Source organism: Lentzea sp. NBC_00516, from assembly GCF_036346835.1.
In the GTDB taxonomy this organism is placed as follows: domain Bacteria; phylum Actinomycetota; class Actinomycetes; order Mycobacteriales; family Pseudonocardiaceae; genus Lentzea; species Lentzea sokolovensis.
The window spans coordinates 4,945,675-4,967,847 of sequence record NZ_CP107840.1; the positions used below are offsets into that span (position 1 = coordinate 4,945,675).

At 68.5% G+C, this 22,173-nt stretch carries 19 protein-coding genes; 10 read left to right on the forward strand and 9 right to left on the reverse strand.

The genetic code is table 11. The annotated features are described in order from the left end of the window. The first annotated feature begins 26 nt into the window (after window positions 1–26). The 3 genes from OG205_RS21505 to OG205_RS21515 all read left to right on the forward strand — a co-directional run bounded on the left by OG205_RS21505 (window position 27) and on the right by OG205_RS21515 (window position 3,602). Window positions 27–854: an NAD-dependent epimerase/dehydratase family protein gene (locus OG205_RS21505; RefSeq protein ID WP_319978254.1), complete on the forward strand. Its 828-nt coding sequence runs from the start codon at window positions 27–29 to the stop codon at window positions 852–854. Beyond that, window positions 851–2,356: an aldehyde dehydrogenase (NADP(+)) gene (locus tag OG205_RS21510; RefSeq protein WP_330278018.1), complete on the forward strand. Its 1,506-nt coding sequence runs from the start codon at window positions 851–853 to the stop codon at window positions 2,354–2,356. The genes OG205_RS21505 and OG205_RS21510 overlap by 4 nt, the downstream gene beginning before the upstream one ends. Window positions 2,357–2,741: 385 nt before the next feature. Next, on the forward strand, window positions 2,742–3,602 hold the full coding sequence (locus tag OG205_RS21515) for a radical SAM/SPASM domain-containing protein (protein ID WP_330278019.1): 861 nt from the start codon (window positions 2,742–2,744) through the stop codon (window positions 3,600–3,602). Here the strand turns inward: OG205_RS21515 and cpt are convergent. Then, window positions 3,554–4,144 (reverse strand): chloramphenicol phosphotransferase CPT, encoded by a 591-nt coding sequence (cpt, locus tag OG205_RS21520; protein ID WP_330278020.1) that lies wholly within the window; start codon window positions 4,142–4,144, stop codon window positions 3,554–3,556. The two genes, OG205_RS21515 and cpt, sit on opposite strands and share 49 nt — an antisense overlap. 243 nt (window positions 4,145–4,387) lie before the next feature. Further along, entirely contained in the window at window positions 4,388–5,707 is a 1,320-nt protein-coding gene (locus OG205_RS21525; protein ID WP_330278021.1) for an NAD(P)-binding domain-containing protein, read from the reverse strand. Between the two features lie 97 nt (window positions 5,708–5,804). Between OG205_RS21525 and OG205_RS21530 the strand changes: the two genes are divergently transcribed. The 6 genes from OG205_RS21530 to OG205_RS21555 all read left to right on the forward strand — a co-directional run bounded on the left by OG205_RS21530 (window position 5,805) and on the right by OG205_RS21555 (window position 10,775). Beyond that, the gene (locus tag OG205_RS21530; protein WP_330278022.1) at window positions 5,805–6,770 is read left to right on the forward strand and encodes an ATP-binding cassette domain-containing protein; all 966 of its coding nucleotides are present in this window, start codon (window positions 5,805–5,807) and stop codon (window positions 6,768–6,770) included. Then, entirely contained in the window at window positions 6,767–7,567 is an 801-nt protein-coding gene (locus tag OG205_RS21535; RefSeq protein WP_330278023.1) for an ABC transporter permease, read from the forward strand. The genes OG205_RS21530 and OG205_RS21535 overlap by 4 nt, the downstream gene beginning before the upstream one ends. A gap of 47 nt (window positions 7,568–7,614) precedes the next feature. Further along, complete coding sequence (locus OG205_RS21540; RefSeq protein ID WP_330278024.1) at window positions 7,615–8,286, forward strand: hypothetical protein; 672 nt, start codon at window positions 7,615–7,617, stop codon at window positions 8,284–8,286. 10 nt (window positions 8,287–8,296) lie between these two features. After that, complete coding sequence (locus OG205_RS21545) at window positions 8,297–9,475, forward strand: RtcB family protein (protein ID WP_330278025.1); 1,179 nt, start codon at window positions 8,297–8,299, stop codon at window positions 9,473–9,475. A 72-nt stretch (window positions 9,476–9,547) separates the two neighbouring features. Further along, a complete protein-coding gene (locus OG205_RS21550; RefSeq protein WP_330278026.1) occupies window positions 9,548–10,132 on the forward strand; it encodes a hypothetical protein in 585 nt (194 codons plus the stop codon). After that, entirely contained in the window at window positions 10,125–10,775 is a 651-nt protein-coding gene (locus OG205_RS21555; protein WP_330278027.1) for a hypothetical protein, read from the forward strand. Before OG205_RS21550 ends, OG205_RS21555 begins: the two co-directional genes overlap by 8 nt. Before the next feature lie 72 nt (window positions 10,776–10,847). Here OG205_RS21555 and OG205_RS21560 read toward each other — a convergent pair whose 3' ends face one another. The 6 genes from OG205_RS21560 to OG205_RS21585 all read right to left on the reverse strand — a co-directional run bounded on the left by OG205_RS21560 (window position 10,848) and on the right by OG205_RS21585 (window position 20,589). Then, complete coding sequence (locus tag OG205_RS21560; protein WP_093599595.1) at window positions 10,848–11,189, reverse strand: hypothetical protein; 342 nt, start codon at window positions 11,187–11,189, stop codon at window positions 10,848–10,850. Between the two features lie 154 nt (window positions 11,190–11,343). After that, window positions 11,344–14,895, reverse strand: a complete 3,552-nt coding sequence (locus OG205_RS21565) for a hypothetical protein (protein ID WP_330278028.1) — start codon at window positions 14,893–14,895, stop codon at window positions 11,344–11,346. Window positions 14,896–14,946: 51 nt separating this feature from the next. After that, window positions 14,947–15,714, reverse strand: a complete 768-nt coding sequence (locus OG205_RS21570) for a GntR family transcriptional regulator (protein WP_330278029.1) — start codon at window positions 15,712–15,714, stop codon at window positions 14,947–14,949. Window positions 15,715–15,745: 31 nt separating this feature from the next. Beyond that, the gene (locus tag OG205_RS21575; protein ID WP_330278030.1) at window positions 15,746–16,579 is read right to left on the reverse strand and encodes a glutamate ABC transporter substrate-binding protein; all 834 of its coding nucleotides are present in this window, start codon (window positions 16,577–16,579) and stop codon (window positions 15,746–15,748) included. A 185-nt stretch (window positions 16,580–16,764) separates the two neighbouring features. Next, window positions 16,765–19,410 carry a bifunctional acetate--CoA ligase family protein/GNAT family N-acetyltransferase gene (locus OG205_RS21580; RefSeq protein WP_330278031.1) on the reverse strand — a complete coding sequence of 882 codons (2,646 nt, stop codon included), beginning with the start codon at window positions 19,408–19,410 and terminating at the stop codon, window positions 16,765–16,767. Between the two features lie 6 nt (window positions 19,411–19,416). Continuing rightward, a complete protein-coding gene (locus tag OG205_RS21585) occupies window positions 19,417–20,589 on the reverse strand; it encodes an acetoin utilization protein AcuC (protein ID WP_330278032.1) in 1,173 nt (390 codons plus the stop codon). A gap of 102 nt (window positions 20,590–20,691) precedes the next feature. Here OG205_RS21585 and OG205_RS21590 point away from each other — a divergent pair, with 102 nt between their 5' ends. Further along, window positions 20,692–21,294: a hypothetical protein gene (locus OG205_RS21590; protein WP_330278033.1), complete on the forward strand. Its 603-nt coding sequence runs from the start codon at window positions 20,692–20,694 to the stop codon at window positions 21,292–21,294. 15 nt (window positions 21,295–21,309) lie between these two features. Here the strand turns inward: OG205_RS21590 and OG205_RS21595 are convergent, their stop codons facing one another. Next, window positions 21,310–22,161, reverse strand: coding sequence for a sulfurtransferase (locus tag OG205_RS21595; protein ID WP_330278034.1), 852 nt, complete (start codon window positions 22,159–22,161; stop codon window positions 21,310–21,312). Between the last annotated feature and the right edge of the window lie 12 nt (window positions 22,162–22,173).

Sequence of the window (22,173 nt, forward strand, 5' to 3'; positions counted from 1 at the left end):
CTGAACAAGACGGAGGGCTCCAACCCGTGACCGCACGCATCCTGATCACCGGCGCCGGCGGCGGGGTGGGCACGCTCATGCGTACCCGCCTCGCGGCGGAGGGCCGTGTCCTGCGGCTGCTGGACATCGCGGAGCTTCCCGCGGCCGCCGACGGCGAGAACGTCGAACTCGTCGAGGCGTCGGTGACCGACATGGCCGCGATGGAAGCGGCGCTCAAGGACGTCGACGCGGTGATCCACCTCGGTGGCCACAGCCTCGAGGAGCCGTGGGAGAAGATCCTGAGCGTCAACATCGACGGCACGCACACACTGCTGGAAGCCGCGCGCCGCCAGGGAGTTCGCCGGGTGATCCTGGCCAGCTCGAACCACGCGGTCGGCTACGTCGAACGCGCTGACGGCGAGGCGGGCGACTACGCGTTCCCGCGCCCGGACACCTACTACGGCGTGTCCAAGGTGGCGCTGGAGGCGTTGGGGTCGCTGTACGCCGACCGCTACGGCATGGACGTGATCGCGATCCGCATCGGTTCGTGCTTCGAGAAGCCGCGTGACGTGCGGATGCTGTCGACGTGGATGTCGCCGGACGACGGCGCGCGCCTGTTCGAGGCGGCTCTTTCCTTCCCCTCCCCCGGTTTCCGGATCGTGTGGGGCGTATCGGACAACAAGCGCGGCTGGTTCTCGCTCGACGAGGCCCGCGCTCTGGGCTATGAGCCGCAGGACGACTCCGAGGAGTACGCGGCCGCGGTGCTGGAGCAGCACGGCGGTGAGCTCGATCCCTCGTCGTACGCGGCGAGGTACGTGGGCGGGGCCTGGTGTGGCCCCGATTTCGACACGGCAGTCAAGGAGGCAGGGCGTTGAGCCACGTCGTTCAGGGATACAACCCGCGCACCGGTGAGCCGTTCGGCGAACCGGTTGCGAAGACCCCCGACAGCGAGGTGGACCGGATCGCCACCGCCGCGGCCACCGCGTTCTCGGCGTGGTCGGTCGTTCCGGCGGCGGATCGCGCCGTGGTGCTGGAGAAGGTCGCGGACGCGCTGGACGCCGAGTCGTCGGTGCTCGTCGAGACGGCGGACGGCGAGACGGCGCTGGGCGTGCCGCGGCTGACGACCGAGCTCAAGCGCACGACGAACCAGCTGCGGTTGTTCGCGGAGGTGCTGCGCGAGGGCAGCTACGTCGAGGCCACTTTGGACACGGCGAACCCGGACATCATCCCGCCGCGTCCAGTGCTGCGGCGCGTTCTCCGTCCTTTGGGGACGGTCGCGGTGTTCTCCGCGTCGAACTTCCCGTTCGCCTTCTCGGTCGCCGGCGGTGACACGGCTTCCGCGCTGGCGTCCGGTTGTTCCGTTGTGGTGAAGGCACATTCGGCGCACCCGTCGACGTCGCGCGAGACCGCGCGGGTCGTGGTGGACGCTCTTCGCGAGGCCGGTGCGCCCGAGGGTGTGTTCGGCATCGTGTACGGCACCGAGTCGGGTGTCGCGCTGGTGAAGCACTCTGCGGTGCGCGCGGTCGGTTTCACCGGGTCGACCGGTGGCGGGCGGGCGCTGTTCGACCTGGCGCAGGGCCGGCCGGACCCCATCCCGTTCTACGGCGAACTGGGCAGCGTCAACCCGACGGTGATCCTGCCGGGCGCGGCCGGGCGCGAGGACATCGCCGCCGGTTTCGCGGCGTCGCTGACGATGGGCGTCGGCCAGTTCTGCACCAACCCCGGTCTGGTCTTCACGCCCGAGGCGCTGGTACCCGCGCTGGGCGAGGCCGTCGCGGCGACTGCCGGCGGCGCGATGCTGAACGAGCGGATGTGCGACTCCTACACGGCGTCCACGGACGCGCTGGCCGCGTCGGACCTGGTGACCGTCGTGTCCTCCGGTACGCGCCCGGACGAGGCGTGGGCCGTGGCTCCGCGCCTGTTCAGCGTGCCGGTGTCGGTGTTCGAGGAGAACCTCGAGAAGCTGACGGAGGAGCACTTCGGCCCGGCCGCCCTGGCCGTGACCTACTCCGATCCCGCCGAACTGCACTCGGTGCTGGCGAAGCTGCCGGGCACGCTGACCGGCACGGTGCACGCGGAGGCGTCGGACCACGCGGAGGCCGGTGAGATCGCCGAGGTCCTGCGGCACGTCGCGGGTCGCATCATCTTCAACGCGTGGCCGACCGGTGTCGCGGTGGCGTGGGGTCAGCACCACGGTGGTCCGTGGCCGTCGACGACGAACCCGCTGCACACGTCGGTGGGCGCCACGTCGATCCGCCGCTGGATCGCGCCGGTGACGTACCAGTCGTGGCCGGACGCGTTGCTGCCGGCCGAGTTGCAGGACGCGAACCCGCTCGGCATTCCGCGCCGGATCGACGGGGTGCTCGGCGTGCATTGAAAGATCGTCGGATGAGCGGGGCCGCTGACTTCACGTCGGCGGCCCCGTTTTCGTTGGGAGGACGTGGGGTGGCCGGGCCGGATCTCTCCCCGGCGTCCCCGAGACGTTCGACCTGCTCGTCGACCCACAGCGTGCTGGACGACCTGCGTCGAGAGGCTGCCGGAGCCCGCTTCCGGGAGTGGTTTCGCGTGCCTCCTAATGAGACGCTCCTGATCGGCGATTGATTAGTCGGTTAATACCAATACGGCGAGGCGCACGCCGTATTCGTGTCGGTGACATGTCACCACTCCGACAGCAGACCGATGTTTAAATGAATTCGACAGCTCCTTTCGCGGCCCGCCGGTGCAAGATGGTTATCGCACGGCGTCGTCCAGGGGAGTGGGACATGACCGACCTGCGTTTCGCATGGCTTGAGATCACCGGCAAATGTCAGCTGAGCTGCACGCACTGCTACGCGGAGTCCGGACCGCACGGCAACGAGGGCGTGCTCAGAACTCGTGATTGGTTCCGGACCATCGACGACGTCGCCGAACTCGGCGCGCACTCGATTCAGTTCATCGGCGGAGAGCCGACATTGCATCCCGATTTACCCGAGTTCGTCGACCGCGCACTCACCGCCGGACTCGAGGTCGAGGTGTTCAGCAATCTCGTGCACATCGGCCCACGCCTGTGGGACACCTTCTCCCGTCCTGGCGTGCGCCTGGCGACGAGCTACTACTCCGACACGGCGTCTCAGCACGAGGCGATCACCCGCCGGCGCGGCAGCCACGCCCGCACTCGCGCGAACATCGCCGAGGCACTGAGCCGAGACATCCCGCTGCGCGCCGGCGTCATCGATGTCAGCTCGTCCGAACGCATCGGACTCCAGCGCACCCGCGCCGCCCAAGCCGACCTCTCGTCACTGGGTGTCTCGGATGTCGGCGTCGACCGGCTGCGCCGCGTCGGCCGCGGCGCAAACGCTTCACCGAGTTCTGACCAGCCCATTTCCGACCAACCCGACCTTGATCAGGCCGGCTTTGACCAACTCTGCGGCCGCTGCGGCCACGGCGCCGTCGCCATCTCACCGTCCGGCGACGTCTGGCCGTGCGTGTTCGCCCGCCGAATCCAGCTGGGCAATGTATTGGATACGGATCTGGCGACGATCCTGTCGACCGCCCAGCTGACCCCGGCGATCACCGCCGGCCCGTCGTGCTGGCCTCAGGGCGGCGGCTCCTGCGCCCCGAACGACGACCCACCTCGGCCCTGAACGTTCCCGACCCGCGCGGCGATCACCTTCGCGCACTCGACCGCCTCGGCCTTCGCGGTGTCGACCTCGACGTCGTAGCTCATCCCGCGATGCACCAGTTCAGCCTGCGCCTCGGCCATCCCGGCAACCCGATCACCTCGAGCAAGCTCGCGCCCGGCGGCGACAGCGGCGTCACACCGCACGCCGACCCACACCACGTCGAGCCCGTCCAGCGCCTTCTCCCACCGCCGCCGTGACTCGGTCCCACCGAGGAACACGTCGTCCACGATCACCCGCGCCCCCGCGCGCACCATCGCCGCGACGCCGTTCATCCACGCGTCCTCCAGCAACCGGAACTCGGCCCCGACGCTGACCTCACCGTCGCCCGCGAACCCGATCCCCTCCGACCCGAGCCGCAACCGCGCGGGCATCACGTCGATCAACGTGTCGACCCCGATCGCCAGCCACGCCTCCGGCAACACCGCCTGCAGGCACCGCGCGACCCCCGACTTGCCGGAGCTGGACCCACCGTTGAGAACGATCACCTGAGCACTCGACGACACGCTCCGACCGTACCCACGCCGCCTAACCCCTCACCCCTCATTTACCACCCCTCGCACCCTTGGCAATGAGTCTTTTGACGACGTCGTCAAAAGACTCATTGCCAAGGCCCAGCTCACAGGCCGCCGACGACCTGATATATCGCTTCCTGCCCACGCCGGATGCAAAAAACGTTTGCGGACGAAGTCAAAAGACTCATTGCAAAGGTCAACATCGCGGGCGGCGGCGCAGGGCAGCGCGGCGAGTCAGCGGCGAGTGGCGCCGGCCCGCCGTTCCTCCTGCAGCTCCCGCTGGTACCCGAGGAAGTCGACCTCCAGCGTGTGCCGCTTCGACTTCACGTACCGGCGCCGCAGTGTCTCCCGGTAGGAGGTGATCTCCGCCTTCATCTCCGGCACCGGCGGCAGCGCCCCGCGCCCCGAGATCAGGTCGGCGATCCACTCGGACTGCGCCTCGGCCAGCGGCATGATCGCGCCCAGCGGCTGGATCAGCCCGAGGAAGTAGAGCCCGGGATGTGCCGGATCCACGACCCGCCGGTAGAGCGACACCTCGTTGTCCGCGGACGACACGGCGGGGAACTCGGCGGAGGAGAGGAACGGGAAGTCGACCTTGTACCCGGTGCAGTAGACGATCACGTCGACGTCCTCGCGGGACCCGTCCGCGAACACGACCCCGGACCCGTCCAGCCGCGTCAGGTTCGGCTTCACCGTGATGTCGCCGTGCCCGAGCCGGGTCAGCAGGTCGTCGGACACCGTCGGGTGCGCGGCGAGGATGCCGTGCGACGGTTCGGGCAGGCCGTAGTCGGAGAGCTTGCCGCGCGCCAGCCGCAGCATCGCCCGCACGGACAGCGCCTGCAGCCAAGCGGGCGCGAAACGGGCGAGCGGTGAGGTCGTCAGGTGATCGGTCGGCATGCCGAAGAGGTACTTGGGCATGATGTGCGCGCCTCGACGCATCGCCAGAAACGTCCGCGCGGAGACGCGTGAGGTCTCGACCGCGATGTCACAGGCGGAATTGCCGATGCCGAGAACCAGCACCTTCTTGTCCGCGAATCGTTCGGGCGTCTTGTAGAAGTGCGCGTGCATCTGTTCGCCGTCGAACGAGCCGGGAAACGCGGGTTCGGGCATCCGCGGTGACCAGTGGTGCCCGTTCGCGACGATTACTGAACCATAGACACCCGAAACCTCCTCGCCCGTATCGCGATCGCGCGTGGTGACCGAATAGCCACCTGGTGCGACGGAAACCGAGGTGACCTCGATCCGGAACCGGATGCGGTCGCGGAACCCGTGGTGCTTGACGAAGTCGTCGAAGTACTCGGCGATCTGGAAGTGCGAGGGATAGGCGGGCAGACGCGCGGGCATCGGGAAGGACTTGAACTCCATCATCTGCCGCGAGGTGTTGATGTGGAGGGACCGATAGGCCGACGACATGCCGTTGTCGTTGAGGTAGCGCCAGTTGCCGCCGATCTCCGACCCGGTCTCGAAGCAGTCGAACTCGATGCCGCGGGCACCGAGCACCTGACATGCGGCGATGCCGGATGAGCCCGCACCGATGACGCACACGCGTTCCATGGCTCTGAAGTATTTTCACGTTCGGAGCGGCTGTCAATCACCTGGACACGGTCATAAATCGGACGAAATTGTCGGACCTCAGCGCCATGATGCCCCCATGACAGACGCGATCGTGGCCGAAGGCCTGGTCAAACGCTACGGATCGGTCGTCGCGCTCGACGGCCTGGACCTCACCGTGCCCGAGGGCACCATCACGGGCCTGCTGGGTCCCAACGGCGCCGGCAAGACGACGGCGGTTCGGGTGTTCACCACGCTGCTCGAGGCCGACGAGGGATCAGCGCGCGTCGCCGGGCTCGACGTGCGCAAGCAGGCCGACGAGCTCCGCACGAAGATCGGGCTCTCCGGCCAGTACGCGGCCGTCGACGACAACCTCACCGGGTTCGAGAACCTCGACATGGTCGGCCGTCTGTACCACCTCGGCCGCGCCAGAAGCCGGGAACGAGCCCGCGAACTGCTCGCCCGCTTCGATCTCGAGGACGCCGCCGACCGTCCGGTGAAGGGCTACTCCGGCGGCATGCGGCGCAGGCTCGACCTCGCGGGCGCGCTGGTCGCGAAGCCGACAGTGCTGTTCCTCGACGAACCGACCACGGGCCTCGATCCGCGCTCCCGGCTGGGCATGTGGGACGTGATCGAGGAACTGGTCAAGGGCGGCACGACCCTGCTGCTCACCACCCAGTACCTCGAAGAGGCGGACCGGCTCGCCGACCAGATCGCCGTGATCGACCACGGCAAGGTGATCGCCGAGGGCACCGCGGACCAGCTCAAGGACCAGGTCGGCGGCGAACGTCTCGAACTGTCCGTCGCCACGTCCGCCGAACTCGGCAGCGCCGCCACCACTTTGGCAGGTCTCGCCGTCGGCCAGATCGAGTCCGACGACCGCCAGAACCACCTCACCGTGCCGGTCTCGGGCGGGTCCTCCGTGCTGATGGAGGCGATCCGGCGCCTGGACGCCGAGTCGGTGAAGGTCCTCGACATCGGGTTGCGCAGGCCGACGCTCGACGACGTGTTCCTCTCTCTGACCGGTCACGTCGCGGACGACTCAGTGCAGGGGGAACAGAAGTGAAGCTGTTGCAGGCACTCGCGGACGGCGGGGTCGTCGCCAAGCGCAACCTGATCAAGATCAAACGCGTGCCGGACCTGCTGGTGTTCTCCACCGCGGCGCCGATCATGTTCGTGCTGCTGTTCGCCTACGTGTTCGGCGGCTCGATCCAGATCCCCGGCATGGACTACCGCGAGTTCCTGATGGCGGGCATCTTCGCGCAGACGGTGTTGTTCGGCGCCACCATCACCGGCAGCGGGCTCGCCGAGGACATGACCAAGGGCATCATCGACAGGTTCCGCTCGCTGCCGATGGCGCGCTCGGCCGTCCTGGTCGGCCGCACCACCTCCGACCTGGTCAACAACGCGCTGGTCATCGTCATCATGATGACCACCGGCCTGATCGTCGGCTGGCGCATCCACTCGTCGCCGCTGGAGGCCCTCGCCGCGGTCGGGATCCTGCTGCTCTTCGCCTACGCGTTCTCGTGGGCGATGGCGTGGATCGGGCTGCTGGTGCGCAGTCCCGAGGTGTTCAACAACGCCAGCTTCATCTTCATCTTCCCGATCACCTACATCGCGAACACGTTCGTGCAGTCGGAGAACCTGCCGGCGGGCCTGCGGCACGTCGCCGAGTGGAACCCGGTCTCGGCCGTCACGTTGGCCGCCCGCGAACTGTTCGGCAACACCTCTCCCCTGCAGACGCCGCCGGACGTGTGGCCGCTGCAGCACCCGGTGCTCGCGTCGCTCGGCTGGGTGGTGGTCTTCCTGCTGATCTTCGTCCCGCTGGCCAACCACCAGTACAAACGCGCCGTAGCCCGCTGAGTGGAACGGGGTGTACCGAACCGCGTCGCGCCAATACGTTGTGCCCCATGCGAAATCTTCTCGTGGCAGTCACGTCGGTACTGGCGTTCGCGGTCTCCACCGGTACGGCGGCGGGCGCACCGCTGCCGTGCCCGGAGATCTTCGCGACGAACAACACCGCGATCATCACCGACCCCGCCGACCCTCGGTTGCAGGACAGACTGGTCAGGTTCGACCGCGAGGTCCGCGCCGTCGTGCACGCGAACGGCGGCCTCACGACCCGTTCGACGCTGCTCGACGGCGTGTTCTGGTCAGGTGACCAGCAGCAGACGACGTTCGAACGCTCCCGCAAGTTCGACGTCACCCTCGACGAGGAAAGCCTGCGCCACACCGCGTCCACGATCAGCAAGCAGTTCCGGCAGGAGTCGGTGCTCACGTTCCGCTTCCTGCTCGCGAACTCGCCGAAGGTCGACGCCGTCCAGGTCGAGGTCGACGGCATCACCGCGACGCAGGTCCGCGAAGGCCTGCTCAAGGACGCGGTCGCACGCGAGAAGCTCGGCGGCGGCAGCGTCACGTTGCAGAACAAGGCGATCCTCATCGCGGACGTCAACGACCTGCCGACCGTGCGGGCGTTCGTCACGAACATCGGCGGCGACCTCCGCAAGGCCAAGGTGCGCAAGGGCACGTGGGAGTTCGTGAGCGCGGAAACTCTTTTGTGGAACGGGCGAAGCGCCGCCTAACCTCGTGGGCATGGCAGCAACCCTGGTCCGCGGCCAGAACGTGGACATTCGCATGTGGACTCGACCGGACGAGGTCGAGGAGTTCGCCATGCGGCAGCTGCAGAACATCTCCTCGCTGCCGTGGGCGTTCAAGCACATCGCGGTCATGCCCGACGTGCACTACGGCAAGGGCGCCACGGTGGGTTCGGTGATCGCGTTGCGCGACGCCGTCTCTCCCGCGGCCGTCGGCGTGGACATCGGCTGCGGCATGACCGCCGTGCGCACCTCGCTCACGGCCAACGACCTGCCGGAGACACTGCGCGGCTTGCGGTCCCGCATGGAGGCCGTGGTCCCCGTCGGTTTCGGTCAGCACAAGGCGACCGCGTTCACCGAGAGGGACGCGTCCGACTGGGGCACGTTCTGGAGGAAGTTCGACGACCTCACGCCCGTCGTGAAGGCGCGCGCCGACAAGGCGCTGCACCAGATGGGCACGCTCGGGGGCGGCAACCACTTCCTGGAGGTCTGCCTGGACGGCGACCAGCGGGTGTGGGTCATGTTGCACTCCGGGTCGCGTGGGATCGGCAACGAACTGGCGCAGCACCACATCGCGGTGGCGCGCACGCTCGCGCACAACGCCGAGCTGCCGGACCCGGACCTCGCCGTGTTCCTCTCGGGCACGCCCGAGATGGCGGCGTACCGGCACGACCTGTACTGGGCGCAGGACTACGCGCGACGCAACCGCGCGGTCATGCTGCGCCTGGTCTGCGACGTGCTGCGCGGCGAGTTCCCGCAGATCGCCTTCGAGGAGCCGATCTCGGCGCACCACAACTATGTGTCGGAGGAGAACCACTTCGGCGAGGACGTTCTGGTGACGCGCAAGGGTGCGATCCGCGCCGGACGTGGTGAGCTGGGCATCATCCCGGGATCCATGGGCACCGGTTCGTACATCGTGCGCGGGCTCGGGAACCCCGACTCGTTCGAGTCGGCGTCGCACGGCGCCGGCCGCCGGATGTCGCGCAACAAGGCCCGCAAGACGTTCACGACGAAGGATCTCGCCGCCCAGACAAGTGGTGTCGAGTGCCGCAAGGACTCCGGCGTGGTGGACGAGATTCCGGGCGCGTACAAGAACATCGACACCGTGATGGCGAACCAGTCCGACCTGGTCGAGGTGGTCGCCAAGCTCAAGCAGGTGGTTTGTATCAAGGGTTGATGTTTCCCTTGTGAGTGAACGGGAAGCCTCCAGGACAGCAGAGTCTTTCTTGCCTGTCTTGGAGGTTTTTCCATGTCAACGGGCGCCATCATCGGCCTGGTGGTCGCGGTTCTAGTGGTGCTGGCGGTCCTCGCGTTCGTGCTGAGGCCCGCTATGCAGCGCAAGAAGCTGCGCGACCGCTTCGGCCCTGAATACGACCGCGCGGTCACGGACAGCGACAGCAGAACGGCCGCGGAGAAGGAGCTCGCCGAGCGGGAGAGCCGCCACAGCGAGTTCGACCTGAAGCCGCTTTCCCAGACGGCACAGGAGAGTTACCGCCGGCACTGGGCGACCGTGCAGGCGAAGTTCGTCGACTCGCCGGAGAGTGCGATCGCGGACGCCGACCGGCTCGTGACCGATCTGATGGCCGAGCGCGGTTACCCCACCGAGGGTTACGAGGCGCAGCTGAGCGTTCTGTCGGTCGAGCACGCACGGACCTTGGAGCACTACCGCAAGGCGCACGACATCTCGGAGCGCCAGGAGATCGGCGAGGCCAGCACCGAGGACCTTCGCACCGCGATGGTGCACTACCGCGAACTCTTCACGGATCTGCTCGAACACGGCGCCGAGCCGCGTAAGGACAGGGAAACCGTGCGGAAGGAGAAGACTGATGTCTGAGGCACCGACCCACGCCGCTGGGGTTCCCACTCCGGCTCGTCCGCAGCAGGGTGACCGCACCCCGCAGCAGACGCAGCGCGCAGACGCGGAACGGACTGACGCGAACCGAACCGAGGCCCAGCGCACTGAGGCCCAGCGGACTGACGCTCAGCGCACCGAGGCCCAGCGCACCGATGCGAACCGGACCGACGCGCAGCGCACTGAAGCCCAGCGGACGGACGCGAACCGGACGGACTCAAGCCGGACGGACACCAACCGGACGGACGCGAACCGGACCGAGGCTCAGCGGACCGAGCACCAGCGCACGGAAGCGCAGCGCACCGAGCACGAGCGCGGCGAGCAGCACCGCACCGACCAGAAGCCCACCGGGTCGCAGCGCGCCGACCAGCCGCGCACCGACCAGAAGCTGTCCAGCAAGCTCGAGGACGAGTGGCAGTCGGTGCAGTACGAGTTCGTCGACGACCCGAAGGCCGCCGTCCGCAAGGCCGACGACCTCGTGACCCGCGCGCTCGAGGAACTGAACACGCGCCACCGCTCCCTCACCAAGCAGCTCGAGGGAAACGGTGATCCACAGACCGAGGACCTGCGACTGGCTCTCCACCGCTATCGGGAATTGTTCAAGTCGCTCGTCGCCGTCAAATAAGTGCTGGAAGCCCCGGCGCCGTGGCCGTAACAGGTGGCGGCGCCGGCAGGCATGTCCGGACCTTTTCGCGCCTCAGCTGGGCAGTTCGCGGATCTCCATCTCGAGCACGTCGATCTCGTCGCTGATCGCCTCGTCGAGCATGTCGTCCAGCAGTTTGCGGCACTCCGCCGATCCGCAACGGGGAAGTCCCGCGCCGAACCGCGGCACCTGCTCCCACCACACCGCCGGGTTGTTCCAGAACGATCCGGAACCCTGGTCGACACCTTCGAGGCAACGCAGCCTCTGGTCACTCGCCGGAAGGGCTCGCACGAACTCGATGAACAACGCGAGTGCGTCGGGATTGCTCACCGGGACCGCGCCGTAGCCGCGCAGGCAATCCTCGAGTTCTGCGAGGAACTCCGCCTTGAAGGACACGGCACACCCCCGCTCCTCCGCACCGTTGCGGACGTCCTGAAGTTCGTACCGTCAACAGTACCTCCGCGACTTGAGCGGGAAACGAGTGCGAACGGGCGGTATCTTTCCTGCACCCGCACGGGGTGCGGTGACCCGCAGTCACTTCACCTGATGGTCATGTTCCTTCGTGCGACACGTAGCGGGACACCAGGAAACCGTTGTCCAGCTTGACGATCTGGCCCACGACCAGCTTGTCGGCCGGGTCGGCTCCGGACGTGCCGCTCGCACCGGTCCGGTCGAATGTCAGCCTCCCGGACGCGCCCGGGAAGTCACGCAAAGTGCGCAGCCTTTCGTAGAGGTCTTCTCGTGACGCCCCAACGAACGTCTGCCGCGCGACAACGCTGACGGCGTCATAGGCAAGCAGAACGTGTCCGTTGGGGCCCGAAAGGAATGCCCTTCTGGCGTGCTTCTTCTGGGCGGCCTCGTACGTGGTGAAGAACTGTTGCGTCGGTTGGGGAATCGGCTCGCGGCCCGGCGTCCACGCGAACGTCGTGAAGTAGAGCCGGCCGTCGGCGAATCGTTTGATGTCTTCCAGATCCGTGAAGTTCGTCGTCTCGAGCTGGGTCAGGTCGTCGCCGCCGAACACCACCGGGTCGGTGCAGTTGCTGTGGCTGAGCTCGGTCAGCAGCCCGCCGACCTCCGCGGTGCGGCCCGTGTAGAGGATGAGCGGGTTCGGAGCCTTCTCGCAGATGTCCGTCACCACCTGCCCCAGCTGGGTGGTGACCGCGTTGGCCGTCTCGTCGTAGTCGTGGCGTTCAGGCCTCAGCACGGCCTCGAACTTCTCGGCGAGATCCGAGCTGTACTCGTCTCCCGGGCTGCGCACGAGGTGCAACGGGCGGCCGCGCAACGCTTCGGTGCGTTCGATGATGCGGGCGGCGACCTGCGCCTGACGGTCGTTGGCCGGCGCGATGCGGAAGAAGTACGGCTTCTGGCTGAAGTTCGTCGACGACAACGACGACCCGACCATCGGGATGCCGGTCGGCTGTTCCTTCGACGGGGCCAGCACGGCGAGCGCCGACTGGGTGGTCTCGCGGCTCTGCCCGAGACCGGTCACGGCGATCACCGACGAGTCCCGTGCGGCATACTCGCGGATCTGTTTCGCGACGTTCTCCGCGTACTTGGACTCGCCTCCGAAGTTCGCGAGGACCAGGCGCACCAACGGGTTGCGGCCGAGGCCGTCGAGCTGGTTCCAATCGCGCTGGGCGAGATAGGCGCCGCGGAGTTCGTTCACGCCCGCGGACAGGTCCCGCTTCACGCGCTCGCTGGAACTGAGCATGGTGGCGACGACGATCGTGACGACGCTGCGGTCCCTCACCTTGGTGGCGCGGTCGTTCTCCTCCGCGATGAGCTTCGCGAGCTCCTCCACCTCGGCGTCGTCGTTGTTCTGCGTGGCCGGGTCGCCGTACGCGAACCTGCCCGGTTTCTCACTCAGGCCAACACATTGCACTCCATCCATTTTGGACAGGCGAGTGCGCTCGCCCCTGAGGTCCGCGACGAGCTCGGCCGGTTCGAGAACGCCATAGCGCAAGCAGTTGGTGCTGTCCTGGAGGTAGAAAGCCGCGCCGTACAAGGCAAGCAGCACGACGACGAGGTAGACGGTCGCACGGCGCACCGAGTTGCGGCCCGGCCAGCGCCGCGGATACGGGAACCTGCCGACCGTGGACGGGCGCGGCAACGACACCGGCGGCGACGCGGGCGTGTTGTGCTCCAGCGCGCGTTTCGTCGTGCGGTAGGCGATCAGGCGTTCCTCGGCGCCGTCGAGTTCCTGGTGGGTGCGCAGAACCCGGTCGTACATCTCGACGGTCGGGCGAACGCTCCGACTCCGGGAGCGCAGTTCCCACGTCGCGATGACCGCGTCCTCCAGTAGCCCTGTCTCCGGGCGCACCACGCTGTCGTAACGGCGATGCAGGTTGCGTTTCGTTCCGGTTCGCAGGCGCTCCCACCACGCGCGCGGCTCTTCGTCGAGCTCCGGTTCGCCTTCGCCCGGTGGCATCGGGGCCTCGGCGATGGCGGCGAGCTCGGCGATCCAGCGGTCGCTGCGTTCGTCGACGTGCGGGCGCAGGCGATGCGCGACGAGGTGGACTTGGCCGAGCGCGAGTGCGTGGTAGAGCGCGTCCTCGCGTTGCCCGAGGCTGTCGTAGCGATCCTTCAGCAACCGGTGGACGTTCGCGTGCGAGAACGACTGGTCCGCCGGTACGTCGCGGAGCCTGCGTGCGAGAAGGTCGCGCAACAACGGGTGCAGAACGAAGTTCTCGCCCTCCTGGCCGACGAAGCTGAGCTGCGCCAGCAGAGCGCGCATGTTCTCGGCCGACCACGACGGCGGCAGCAACGCGCGGATCACGTGCCGGTCGAGTACTCGCGGGGCAGCGAGACGGGCGAAGATCTCGCGCGCGGCCTCGCGTTCCGGCATCTCCTCGGTGCCCGGAATGCGTTGGAAGAAGCGGAGAAGCAGGTAGTCGCCGACGGTGGCGTCCTGGAACGTCGTGGTCTCGTCGACGGGCAGCCGTTCGTCGAACACCGACCGCACCGACGGCAGCACCTGGTCTCGCGCGAACACGAACTGCACGAGCTGGATGGCGAGCCGCACCGCGAGCGGGTGGCCGTGCGTGACCTCCTGCAGCTCTTCCACGAGCGCCTCGGACTCGACGGTGCTGTTGCGGGTGCGGTTCCACTCGGCGAGGAACTGCCGCGTCTGCGCCAGGGTGAACGGTTCCAGGCGCACCGGCTTGAAGACCGCCGAGTCGTCCAGTGCGGGCGCGGACTGCTTGGTGGCGATCACGAGCAGCGGCACGTTCGGTTCCTTCGCCCGGCGCTCGGCGAGCAGGCTCAGGAAGTCGGTCGCCCGTGCGGCGGGCCGCGGCCGTTTCGGGGGCAGGTAGGAGTCGATGCCGTCGAGCAGGTCGGCGCCGTCGAGCAGCAGGAGGCTGTTCATCCTGCGGTAACGGCGGAACCGGTACGCGGCCGTGATGTCGGCGAGGAAGGCGGCGACGAGCAGGCGGTCGATCTCCAGCGTGTCGCCGGAGCGGTGCAGGCTCCACGTGTGCACGAGTGCGGCGTCGAACTTCAGGCGCTGTACCGATTTCAGTTCCTGGCCGACGTAGTTCTCGAACCAGCGCAACGCGCTCGCGACCCGTGGCCCGCCCAGCAGCCAGCGCAACGGCCGCGGCGCGACGACCGCGAGCCCGATGAGCCACAACAGCAACGGCCGCAACACCTTGCCCAGGCCCTGGGCGGGCGGCAGCATCTCGACGACCTCGGCGGCGTCGGCCACCGCGACGAGCCGGGTCATCTGCTTGGCGGCGAGCTCACGGGCGCGGTGGTGCGGATCGTCCGCGGGTTCCGTGTACAGCGCGAGCCGGGCGAGGTCGTAGCGCGGCAACCGCATGCGGCCGAAATCGGCGTGCCGGTAGGAGCGCAGCTGCTCGGCGGCGACGTCGAGGATGTCCTTGCAGGAACGGGATCCGGCCTTGTCGAGGTCGACCTTCGCCGTCGGCGCGTCGCGGTAGCGCCGGCGGACGTGGTCGAGCAGCGACGTCTTGCCGCTGCCGCCTGGGCCGAACGCGACGATCACCGGCAGGGGGTGTTTCGCGCGGCGTTCGACGAGGGACTCCACCAACGCGGTGATGTCGTCCCTGCCGACGAGCCCGATCTCCGGTTCCAGCGCCATGATCCTCAGACGCTTCGGAGGCCGATCCTGTTCCGTTCCGAATGAACCGGGCTAGCGGTCGGCGTGCAGCCTGGCCACGAAGCTGAACCGATCACCCCGGTAGAGCGAGCGGGCGCGTTCGATCGGGTGGCCGTCGACGTCGTAGGAGACGCGGTGCAGCAACAGCATGGGCAGCGCCGGGTTCGTGCCGATCAGCAACGCCTCGCGGGGCGTGGCGAGCACCGTCTCGACGCGTTCCTCGGCCTCGGCGAAACGGACGCCGAGCCGTTCGGTGAGGCAGGCGTAGAGCGAGCCGGCGGGGTCGAGCTTCTCCAGCAGGTCCGGGAAGCGACCGAGGCTCAGGTACGTCGACTCGAGGCCGATGCGTTCGTCGTCGGCGAGCAGGACGCGTTCGAGGTGCACGATCGGGTCGCCGGGTTCGAGCGTCAGGTCGCGGGCCAGGCCCTCGTCGGCGCCGAGCTCCTCGACCGTGATGACCGTGCGGTTCGGTTCGACGCCCTGACGGCGCATGCCCTCGGTGTAGCTGACCAGGGACAACGGCTGGACGAGCTTGGGCGGCGCGACGAATGTGCCACTGCCCTGGCGGCGGATGAGCTTGCCTTCGAGCACGAGTTCGCTGACGGCCTGCCGCAGCGTGACGCGCGAGACGGAGAACCGTTCGGCGAGTTCACGTTCGGAGGGCAGGACGGTGCCTTCGCCGAGGTTCTCGACGAGGTCGAACAGCTCGGCCTTGACCGCGTAGTAGCGCGGGACTCTGCCGTGTTCGGGAATGCCCGCGCGAACGGGTCGATCAGCGCGGTGCGGCGGGACGCGGTTCACGTGGCGTGAGCCTACGTGACGCCCCGTGTGATCAGGGGGCCAGCTTCGGCGGGTCGGGAATCTTGTAGCCGGAAGATCCGATGTTGACCTCGAGCGACTTGCGCCAGGCACCCGTGTCGATCATCTTCTGCATCGCGGCCTGGACCTTCGTCTTGCTGGCGGGGTCGTCGCGGTGCAGGCCGACGCCGTACTCCTCCTTGCTGAACGGGTCGCCGACGACCCGCAGGAGTTCCGGGTTCTGGGCGGCGTAGCCCGCGAGCAGCACGTCGTCGGTGGTGACGGCGTCGACGTTCTCCGCGAGCAGCGCCGTGACGCAGTCGCTGAACTTGGCGTACTCGACCATCTTCACGTCCTTCGCGAACTGGTCGCGGACGTACTCGGCCGAAGTCGAGCCGGCGGTGGAACACAGGCGCAGGGTCGCGTTGAGCGACTTGGGGCCTTCGATGCGGTTCTCGTTCATGCGCACCAGCAGGTCCTGGCCCGCGACGAAGTACGGGCCGACGAAGTCGACGATCTGCTTGCGCTTGTCCGTGATCGAGTAGGTGGAGACGACCATGTCGGCCTCACCGCTGGTCAGCAGCGTCTCCCGGTTGCCGGGCTGCGCTTCCCTCCAGGTGATGTTCTCCTCTTTGACGCCCAGTTCGTTCGCGATGTACTTGGCGACGTCGACGTCGAACCCGCGATAGCTGCCGTCGAGCCTGCGGATCGACAGTCCCGGCTGGTCGTACGACACGGCGATGACCATGCGGTCGTCCGAACTGACCTTGCTGGCCATACCGGACCCGCCGCCACCCGCGCACGAGGCGAGCAGGAGCACGGCCGCACATGTTGCCGCGACCAGGCGGAGAAGTGCTCTCGGCGTCATTCGTCCCTCTTACAGCGGTCATCCACTACAGCGGTATTCCACGGGCATGCGCCTGCGCACCTGCTTCGGCGCTGCTGGGCGATGCGGGAAACCTAAGCGGCGAACCGACGCATGTCCATACCTCGACGCGAATGGAAACAACGGAATCGGTGCGGTAACAGATCAGTCCGGAGTCGGCCCAGGAGTCAACGCAGCCGACGTGGACCAGCGTCGTGCAGGGACGGAGGCGGGCCGATGACGACGCGGGCGCTGCTCACGAAAGCCCCTGCGGCAGAAGCAAGAACGGGTTCGAGCTTCAGGGAACGCACCTCCGGAAGGTCCTCGGCCAGTGCGGCCAAACGGAGTACCAAATCCTGAAGCGCTTTCAGGTCCGCGGGTTCGTCGCCGCGGTAACCGGTCAGCAACGGCGCTGCTTTCGGTGCGGCAACGAGTTCCGCCGCGTCGGTGTCGGTGAGTGGTACCGCCCGGTAGGCCCGGTCGCCGAGGAGGTCACTGACCAGACCCGACAGTCCGAACCAGACCAACGTGCCGAAGCTCGGGTCGTCCTGCAGGCCCAGGACGCAGCTGACTCCCTTGGGCGCCATGCGTTGCACGTACACGCCCGGTTTGCCGGAGAGTTCGGCGAGGTCCTGGTAGGCCCCGGCGACCGATTCGGCGTGGGCGATGTCGAGCCGGACGCCGACCAGATCCGTTCGGTGGCGCAGGCGTTCACTGGTGGCCTTCATCGCGACCGGGTAGCCGAGTTCGTCCGCCGCGTGCACGGCTTCCTCGGCGCTGTGGGCGATGCGGAACGGGACGACGTCGATGCCGTAGCACTCCAGCAGTTCGACGGCTTTGCGGTCGTCGAGGCGGACTTCGCTCCGCGGGTTGTCCACAATGGATCGTGCCTTGTCGGCGTCGATGCCTTCGGGACGCACGAAGTTGCCCTGCGGCGCGGCGCGCCAGCGCGCGTAGCGGACGGCGCGGGCCAGGGAGAGCACGGCGCGTTCGGGACTGGCGTAGCTGGGGATCGACCCCTTGCCGGGCATCTTGAGCTCGTCGGGAATGCCCTCGACCGCCAGGAACGTGGAGACGATCGGCTTCGTGTGGTGCGCGGACTCCTTGATCGCACGCGCATAGGCGGCGCCGGGGACCGCGATCGGCGGCACGAACACGACGACGAGCGCGTCGGTGTCGGCGCGGTCCAGGGCCTCCTTGACCGCCTTCGCGAACTCCTCGGGGGTGGCCTGGGCACCGACGTCGATGGGGTCGCCCGCGAGTTCGAGGTCCTGGGCGAGCAGCGTGTCGGCGGCGAGCAGGCCGATCGCGGTGGAGTTGCCGACGACGGCGACGCGCTTGCCCTTGGGCAGCGGCTGGTGGGCCAGCAGGAGCGCGGTGTCGAACAGCTGCGCCAGCGAGTCGACCCTGATCACGCCGGCCTGCTCGAACAGGGCCTGGACGCTCGTTTCGTCGACTTTGGCGGCGGTGGCGGCGAGGCCGGGAGCGACGGCGTGCCGGCCGGACTTCACCGCGACGATGGGCTTGGTGCGGCCGAGCCGGCGGGCAAGCCTCGCGAACTTGCGCGGGTTGCCGAACGACTCCAGGTAGAGCAGGACGACGTCGGTGGCGGGGTCGGTCTCCCAGTACTGCAGCATGTCGTTGCCGGAGACGTCTGCGCGGTTGCCCGCCGAGACGAACGTGGACAGGCCGAGGCCCCAGCCGGCGGCGTTGGCGAGAATGGCCGTGCCCAGTGCGCCGGACTGGCAGAAGAAGCCCGCACGGCCCCGTGCCGGCAGCTTCGGGGCGAGGCTCGCGTTGAGGCGGACCTTGGGGTCGAGGTTGATCACGCCCAGTGCGTTGGGGCCGACGACGCGCATGCCGTGTGCTCTCGCCTCCGCCGCGAGCCTGCGTTCGGCCGACAGCCCGTCCGGCCCCGTCTCGCCGTAGCCGGAGCTGACGACGACGAGCGCCTTCACGCCCTTGGCGAGGCATCCGTCCATGACCTCGTCGACGCTGGCCGCGGGGACGGCGACGACGGCGAGGTCGACGTCGTCGGGGATGTCGAGCACGGTCGGATAGGCCCGGACGCCCCGCACGGCGCGATGCTCGGCGTTGACGGGGTAGACGGGCCCGTTGAAGTCGGCTTCGAGGAGGTTCTTGAGGACGGCGTGCCCGATCTTGGTCGGGTCGGTGGACGCGCCGATGACCGCGACGCTGCGCGGGTGCAGCAGGTTGTGCACGCTGCGGGCCTCGGCGGCCTGCTCGCGGGCCCTGGCGACGGCGACGGACTCGTCGGTGGGGTCGATCGCGAACTCCAGGTGCAGCACGCCCTCCTCGAACGCCCTGCTGACCTGGTAGCCCGCGTCGCGGAACACCCGGACCATCTGCCCGTTCTCGGCGAGCACCTCGGCCTCGAACCGCTCCAGCCCGACCTCCCTGGCCGCGGCGGCGAGGTGTTCGAGCAGGATGCTTCCCAGCCCGCGCCCCTGGTGCCCGTCCTCGACGACGAACGCCACCTCGGCGCTGTCTCCCCGATGGCCGTCACCGTGGAGCCGGTCGAACCGGCCGACGGCGACGATGTCGTCGCCCAAAAGCGCGATCAGCGCGACGCGGTCGTGGTGGTCGACAGTGCTGAATCGGTCGAGGTCCCGCTGCGGGATCCGCGGGTACGGCCCGAAGTATCGGAAGTACCGCGTCCGCTCGGACAGCCGGCCGTGGAACTCCCGCAGCTTCTCGCTGTCGTCCGGCGTGATCGGTCGCAGGTGGACCGTGCCGCCGTCGCTGAGGACGACGTCCGCCTCCCAGTGCCGCGGGAAGTCGAACGGATCTCTGTGCCCGGTTTCGGAGCCCACGTGGCTTCAGTCCCTGGGGTCGTCGGGATCAAGTCCGTGCAAGGGGAACACAGCGCGACGGGTCTCGCGGATCGCCTTGTCCACCGGCTCCTCCGCGTCCCCACCCCACGGCTGGTGCCCAGCGTCGCATCCATCCGTCATCGACGCAGGCAAAGGCCACTCGGGCGCGATCCGTGTCGCGTGCGCGATCCAGTCCGCCGGCAACGGCCGGTTCGGGTCGACATCGCGGTCCAGGACCGTGGCCAGCAGGTGCGTCCACGACCGCGGCACCACCCTGAGCAGCTCGTACCCGCCGCCCCCGAGCGCGAGCCACTTGTACCCGTGCTCGTTCACGAGGTCCCGGAACGCCTGGTAGATCGCCCGATGCCCGTCCACGCTCAAGGACAGGTCCGCGAGCGGATCCTCCTTGTGCGTGTCGACACCGCACTGCGTCACCAGCACCTGCGGCCGGAACGCCCGCAACAACGAGGGCACCGTCGCGTGAAACGCCCGCATCCAGCTGCCGTCCCGCGTCCCCGCGGGCAACGGCACGTTGACCGCACTCCCCTCGGCCCCGGCGCCACCGACCTCACCGGCCCACCCGGTACCGGGCCACAGGCTCATCGGATGCTGGTGCAACGAGATCGTCAGCACCCGCGGGTCGTCCCAGAACGCCGTCTGCACCCCGTCCCCGTGATGCACGTCGACATCGACGTAGGCGATGCGTTCCACCCCGCTGCGCAGCAGCCACTCGATGGACACCGCGCAGTCGTTGTAAACGCAGAACCCGGCCGCACTGTCCGGCATCGCGTGGTGCAACCCACCGGCGATGTTGACCGCCCGATCCACCTCGCCCGACGCGATGGCCCGAGCCGCCACCAGAGACCCGCCCACGACCAGTGCCGAAGCCTCGTGCATCCGCTCGAACACGGGATTGTCCGGCGTCCCCAGCCCGTGCCCGACGTCCCACCCGGCCGTGGGCGCCGCCTGCACGGCACTCAAATAGCCGGGCTTGTGCACCAGCTCGATCTCTTCGTCGCCGGCCGGCACAGGAACCCTCAGCTCAACGCCGTCCAGCACGCCGAGCGCCGTCGCGAGCCGGACGGTCAGGTCGAGCCGCACCGGATTCAGGGGATGGTCGCCACCGAGGTCGTACCCGAGGAAGGACCTGTCCCAGACAACCGCGGCTGGCTTACCCATGCCCAGCAACCTACAGTCGCCACTTTCCGGCGCGCCCTCCCAGCGCGCCTTTCCGGCGCACTTCGCCGGAACCGATCTCACCGAACAGGGGTCAGAGGCGACATGCACCTGCGACCAGCGGCCGTCCTCCTCGCACTGGGCCTGACCCTCGCCGCCGTCACGGGCTGCGCCGAACAGGTCAAGGGCTCAGCGGCAGCCGACCCGAAAGCGGTCCAGGAACCCGCCGACCCCACCACGACCACGAAGAAACCACCCGCCAGCACCCCGGTCTCCAAGCCGGCGGACCCCACCGCCCCGAAACAGGGCGACGTGAAGATCACCACCAAGAAGAAGACCACCGGCCTGGAGACCTGCGGCGTGCTCAAGGCGGCGGACGTCGAAGCCGCCACCGGCGGCAAGTCCTCGGCGGACGGCGGCTGCATCCACACCACCACCGGCCCGTCCACCGTCATCACCCAGATGGTCACGGTCCCCGAGGTGGCGGACCAGGAAGGCGAGAAGAAGCAGATCGAGATCGGCGGCAACACGGCATGGCAGGTCAGCGCCTCCAAGGAGGACTGCCAGGTCACCGTCATGCTGACCGACGACCCGAACGCCATCACCTCAGCCTTCTCGGTGAGCGTCCTGGCGATCGAGGAACTGGACACCTGCGCCGCGGCCCTCAAACTCGCCACCGAGGGCTTCAACCGCATCCCCAGCGCCTAACCCAGGCGGGCACCATCAGCCGCCGGTCGCGACCTCCCGGTCCAACGCACACCAGTTGGACCACGACCCGGCGTACAACGCGGCCGGCTTCTCGGCCGACGTGATCCCCGCGACCTCCAGCGCGAGCACCACGGACGAGGCGGTGACGCCCGACCCGCAGTACGCGCCGACAGCCACGCCACCCGACACCCCGAGTCCGGCGAACCGCGCGGCGAGTTCCTCCGGCCCGAGCCACCGCCCGTCCGCTCCGACATGCCCGGTCGTCGGCGCGTTGAGCGCCCCTGGAACGTGCCCGGCCTTGGGATCCACCGGCTCGGTCTCCCCGCGATACCGAGCAGCCGCCCGCGCGTCGAGCAGCACACCCTCCTGAGCGAGCGCCGCTGCCTCGTCCGCGTCCAGCACGGGCATCTGCCCAGGCCGCACCACCACGTCACCAGCGTCATCACCCGTCGGGGTGGGCGGCACGTCCGCGGTCACCGGCAGCCCGGCGGCCTCCCACGCGGCGAACCCGCCGTCCAGCACCGCGACCTCACCGAACCCGGCCCACCGCAGCAGCCACCACACCCGCGCGGCGACCGACCCGTCCCCACCGTCGTACGCCACGACCTGAGCGCCTTCGCGCACGCCCGCGCCGCGCAGCACCTCCTGCAACCGCTCCGGATCCGGCAGCGGATGACGGCCCCCGATCCCGGGCGGAGCGGACAGCTCGGTGTCCAGATCCACGTACACCGCGCCAGGCACGTGGCTGACCTCGTAGTCTTGACGTCCGGGTGGTCCGCCGAGACGCCACCGGACATCCAGCACGACGGTGGTCGAACGCGCACTCAGCGCATCGGCGAGGGCCTCAGGAGTGATCAAGGGATGCACGGCTCACATCCT

Bases quoted from the DNA above. Each gene is read 5' to 3' on its own strand.
- OG205_RS21555 (WP_330278027.1), top strand. From the start codon at position 10,125: ATGTCTGAGGCACCGACCCACGCCGCTGGGGTTCCCACTCCGGCTCGT.
- OG205_RS21565 (WP_330278028.1), bottom strand. From the start codon at position 14,895: ATGGCGCTGGAACCGGAGATCGGGCTCGTCGGCAGGGACGACATCACC.
- OG205_RS21540 (WP_330278024.1), top strand. From the start codon at position 7,615: ATGCGAAATCTTCTCGTGGCAGTCACGTCGGTACTGGCGTTCGCGGTC.
- OG205_RS21530 (WP_330278022.1), top strand. From the start codon at position 5,805: ATGACAGACGCGATCGTGGCCGAAGGCCTGGTCAAACGCTACGGATCG.
- OG205_RS21515 (WP_330278019.1), top strand. From the start codon at position 2,742: ATGACCGACCTGCGTTTCGCATGGCTTGAGATCACCGGCAAATGTCAG.
- OG205_RS21525 (WP_330278021.1), bottom strand. From the start codon at position 5,707: ATGGAACGCGTGTGCGTCATCGGTGCGGGCTCATCCGGCATCGCCGCA.
- OG205_RS21545 (WP_330278025.1), top strand. From the start codon at position 8,297: ATGGCAGCAACCCTGGTCCGCGGCCAGAACGTGGACATTCGCATGTGG.
- OG205_RS21590 (WP_330278033.1), top strand. From the start codon at position 20,692: ATGCACCTGCGACCAGCGGCCGTCCTCCTCGCACTGGGCCTGACCCTC.
- OG205_RS21575 (WP_330278030.1), bottom strand. From the start codon at position 16,579: ATGACGCCGAGAGCACTTCTCCGCCTGGTCGCGGCAACATGTGCGGCC.
- OG205_RS21585 (WP_330278032.1), bottom strand. From the start codon at position 20,589: ATGGGTAAGCCAGCCGCGGTTGTCTGGGACAGGTCCTTCCTCGGGTAC.
- OG205_RS21550 (WP_330278026.1), top strand. From the start codon at position 9,548: ATGTCAACGGGCGCCATCATCGGCCTGGTGGTCGCGGTTCTAGTGGTG.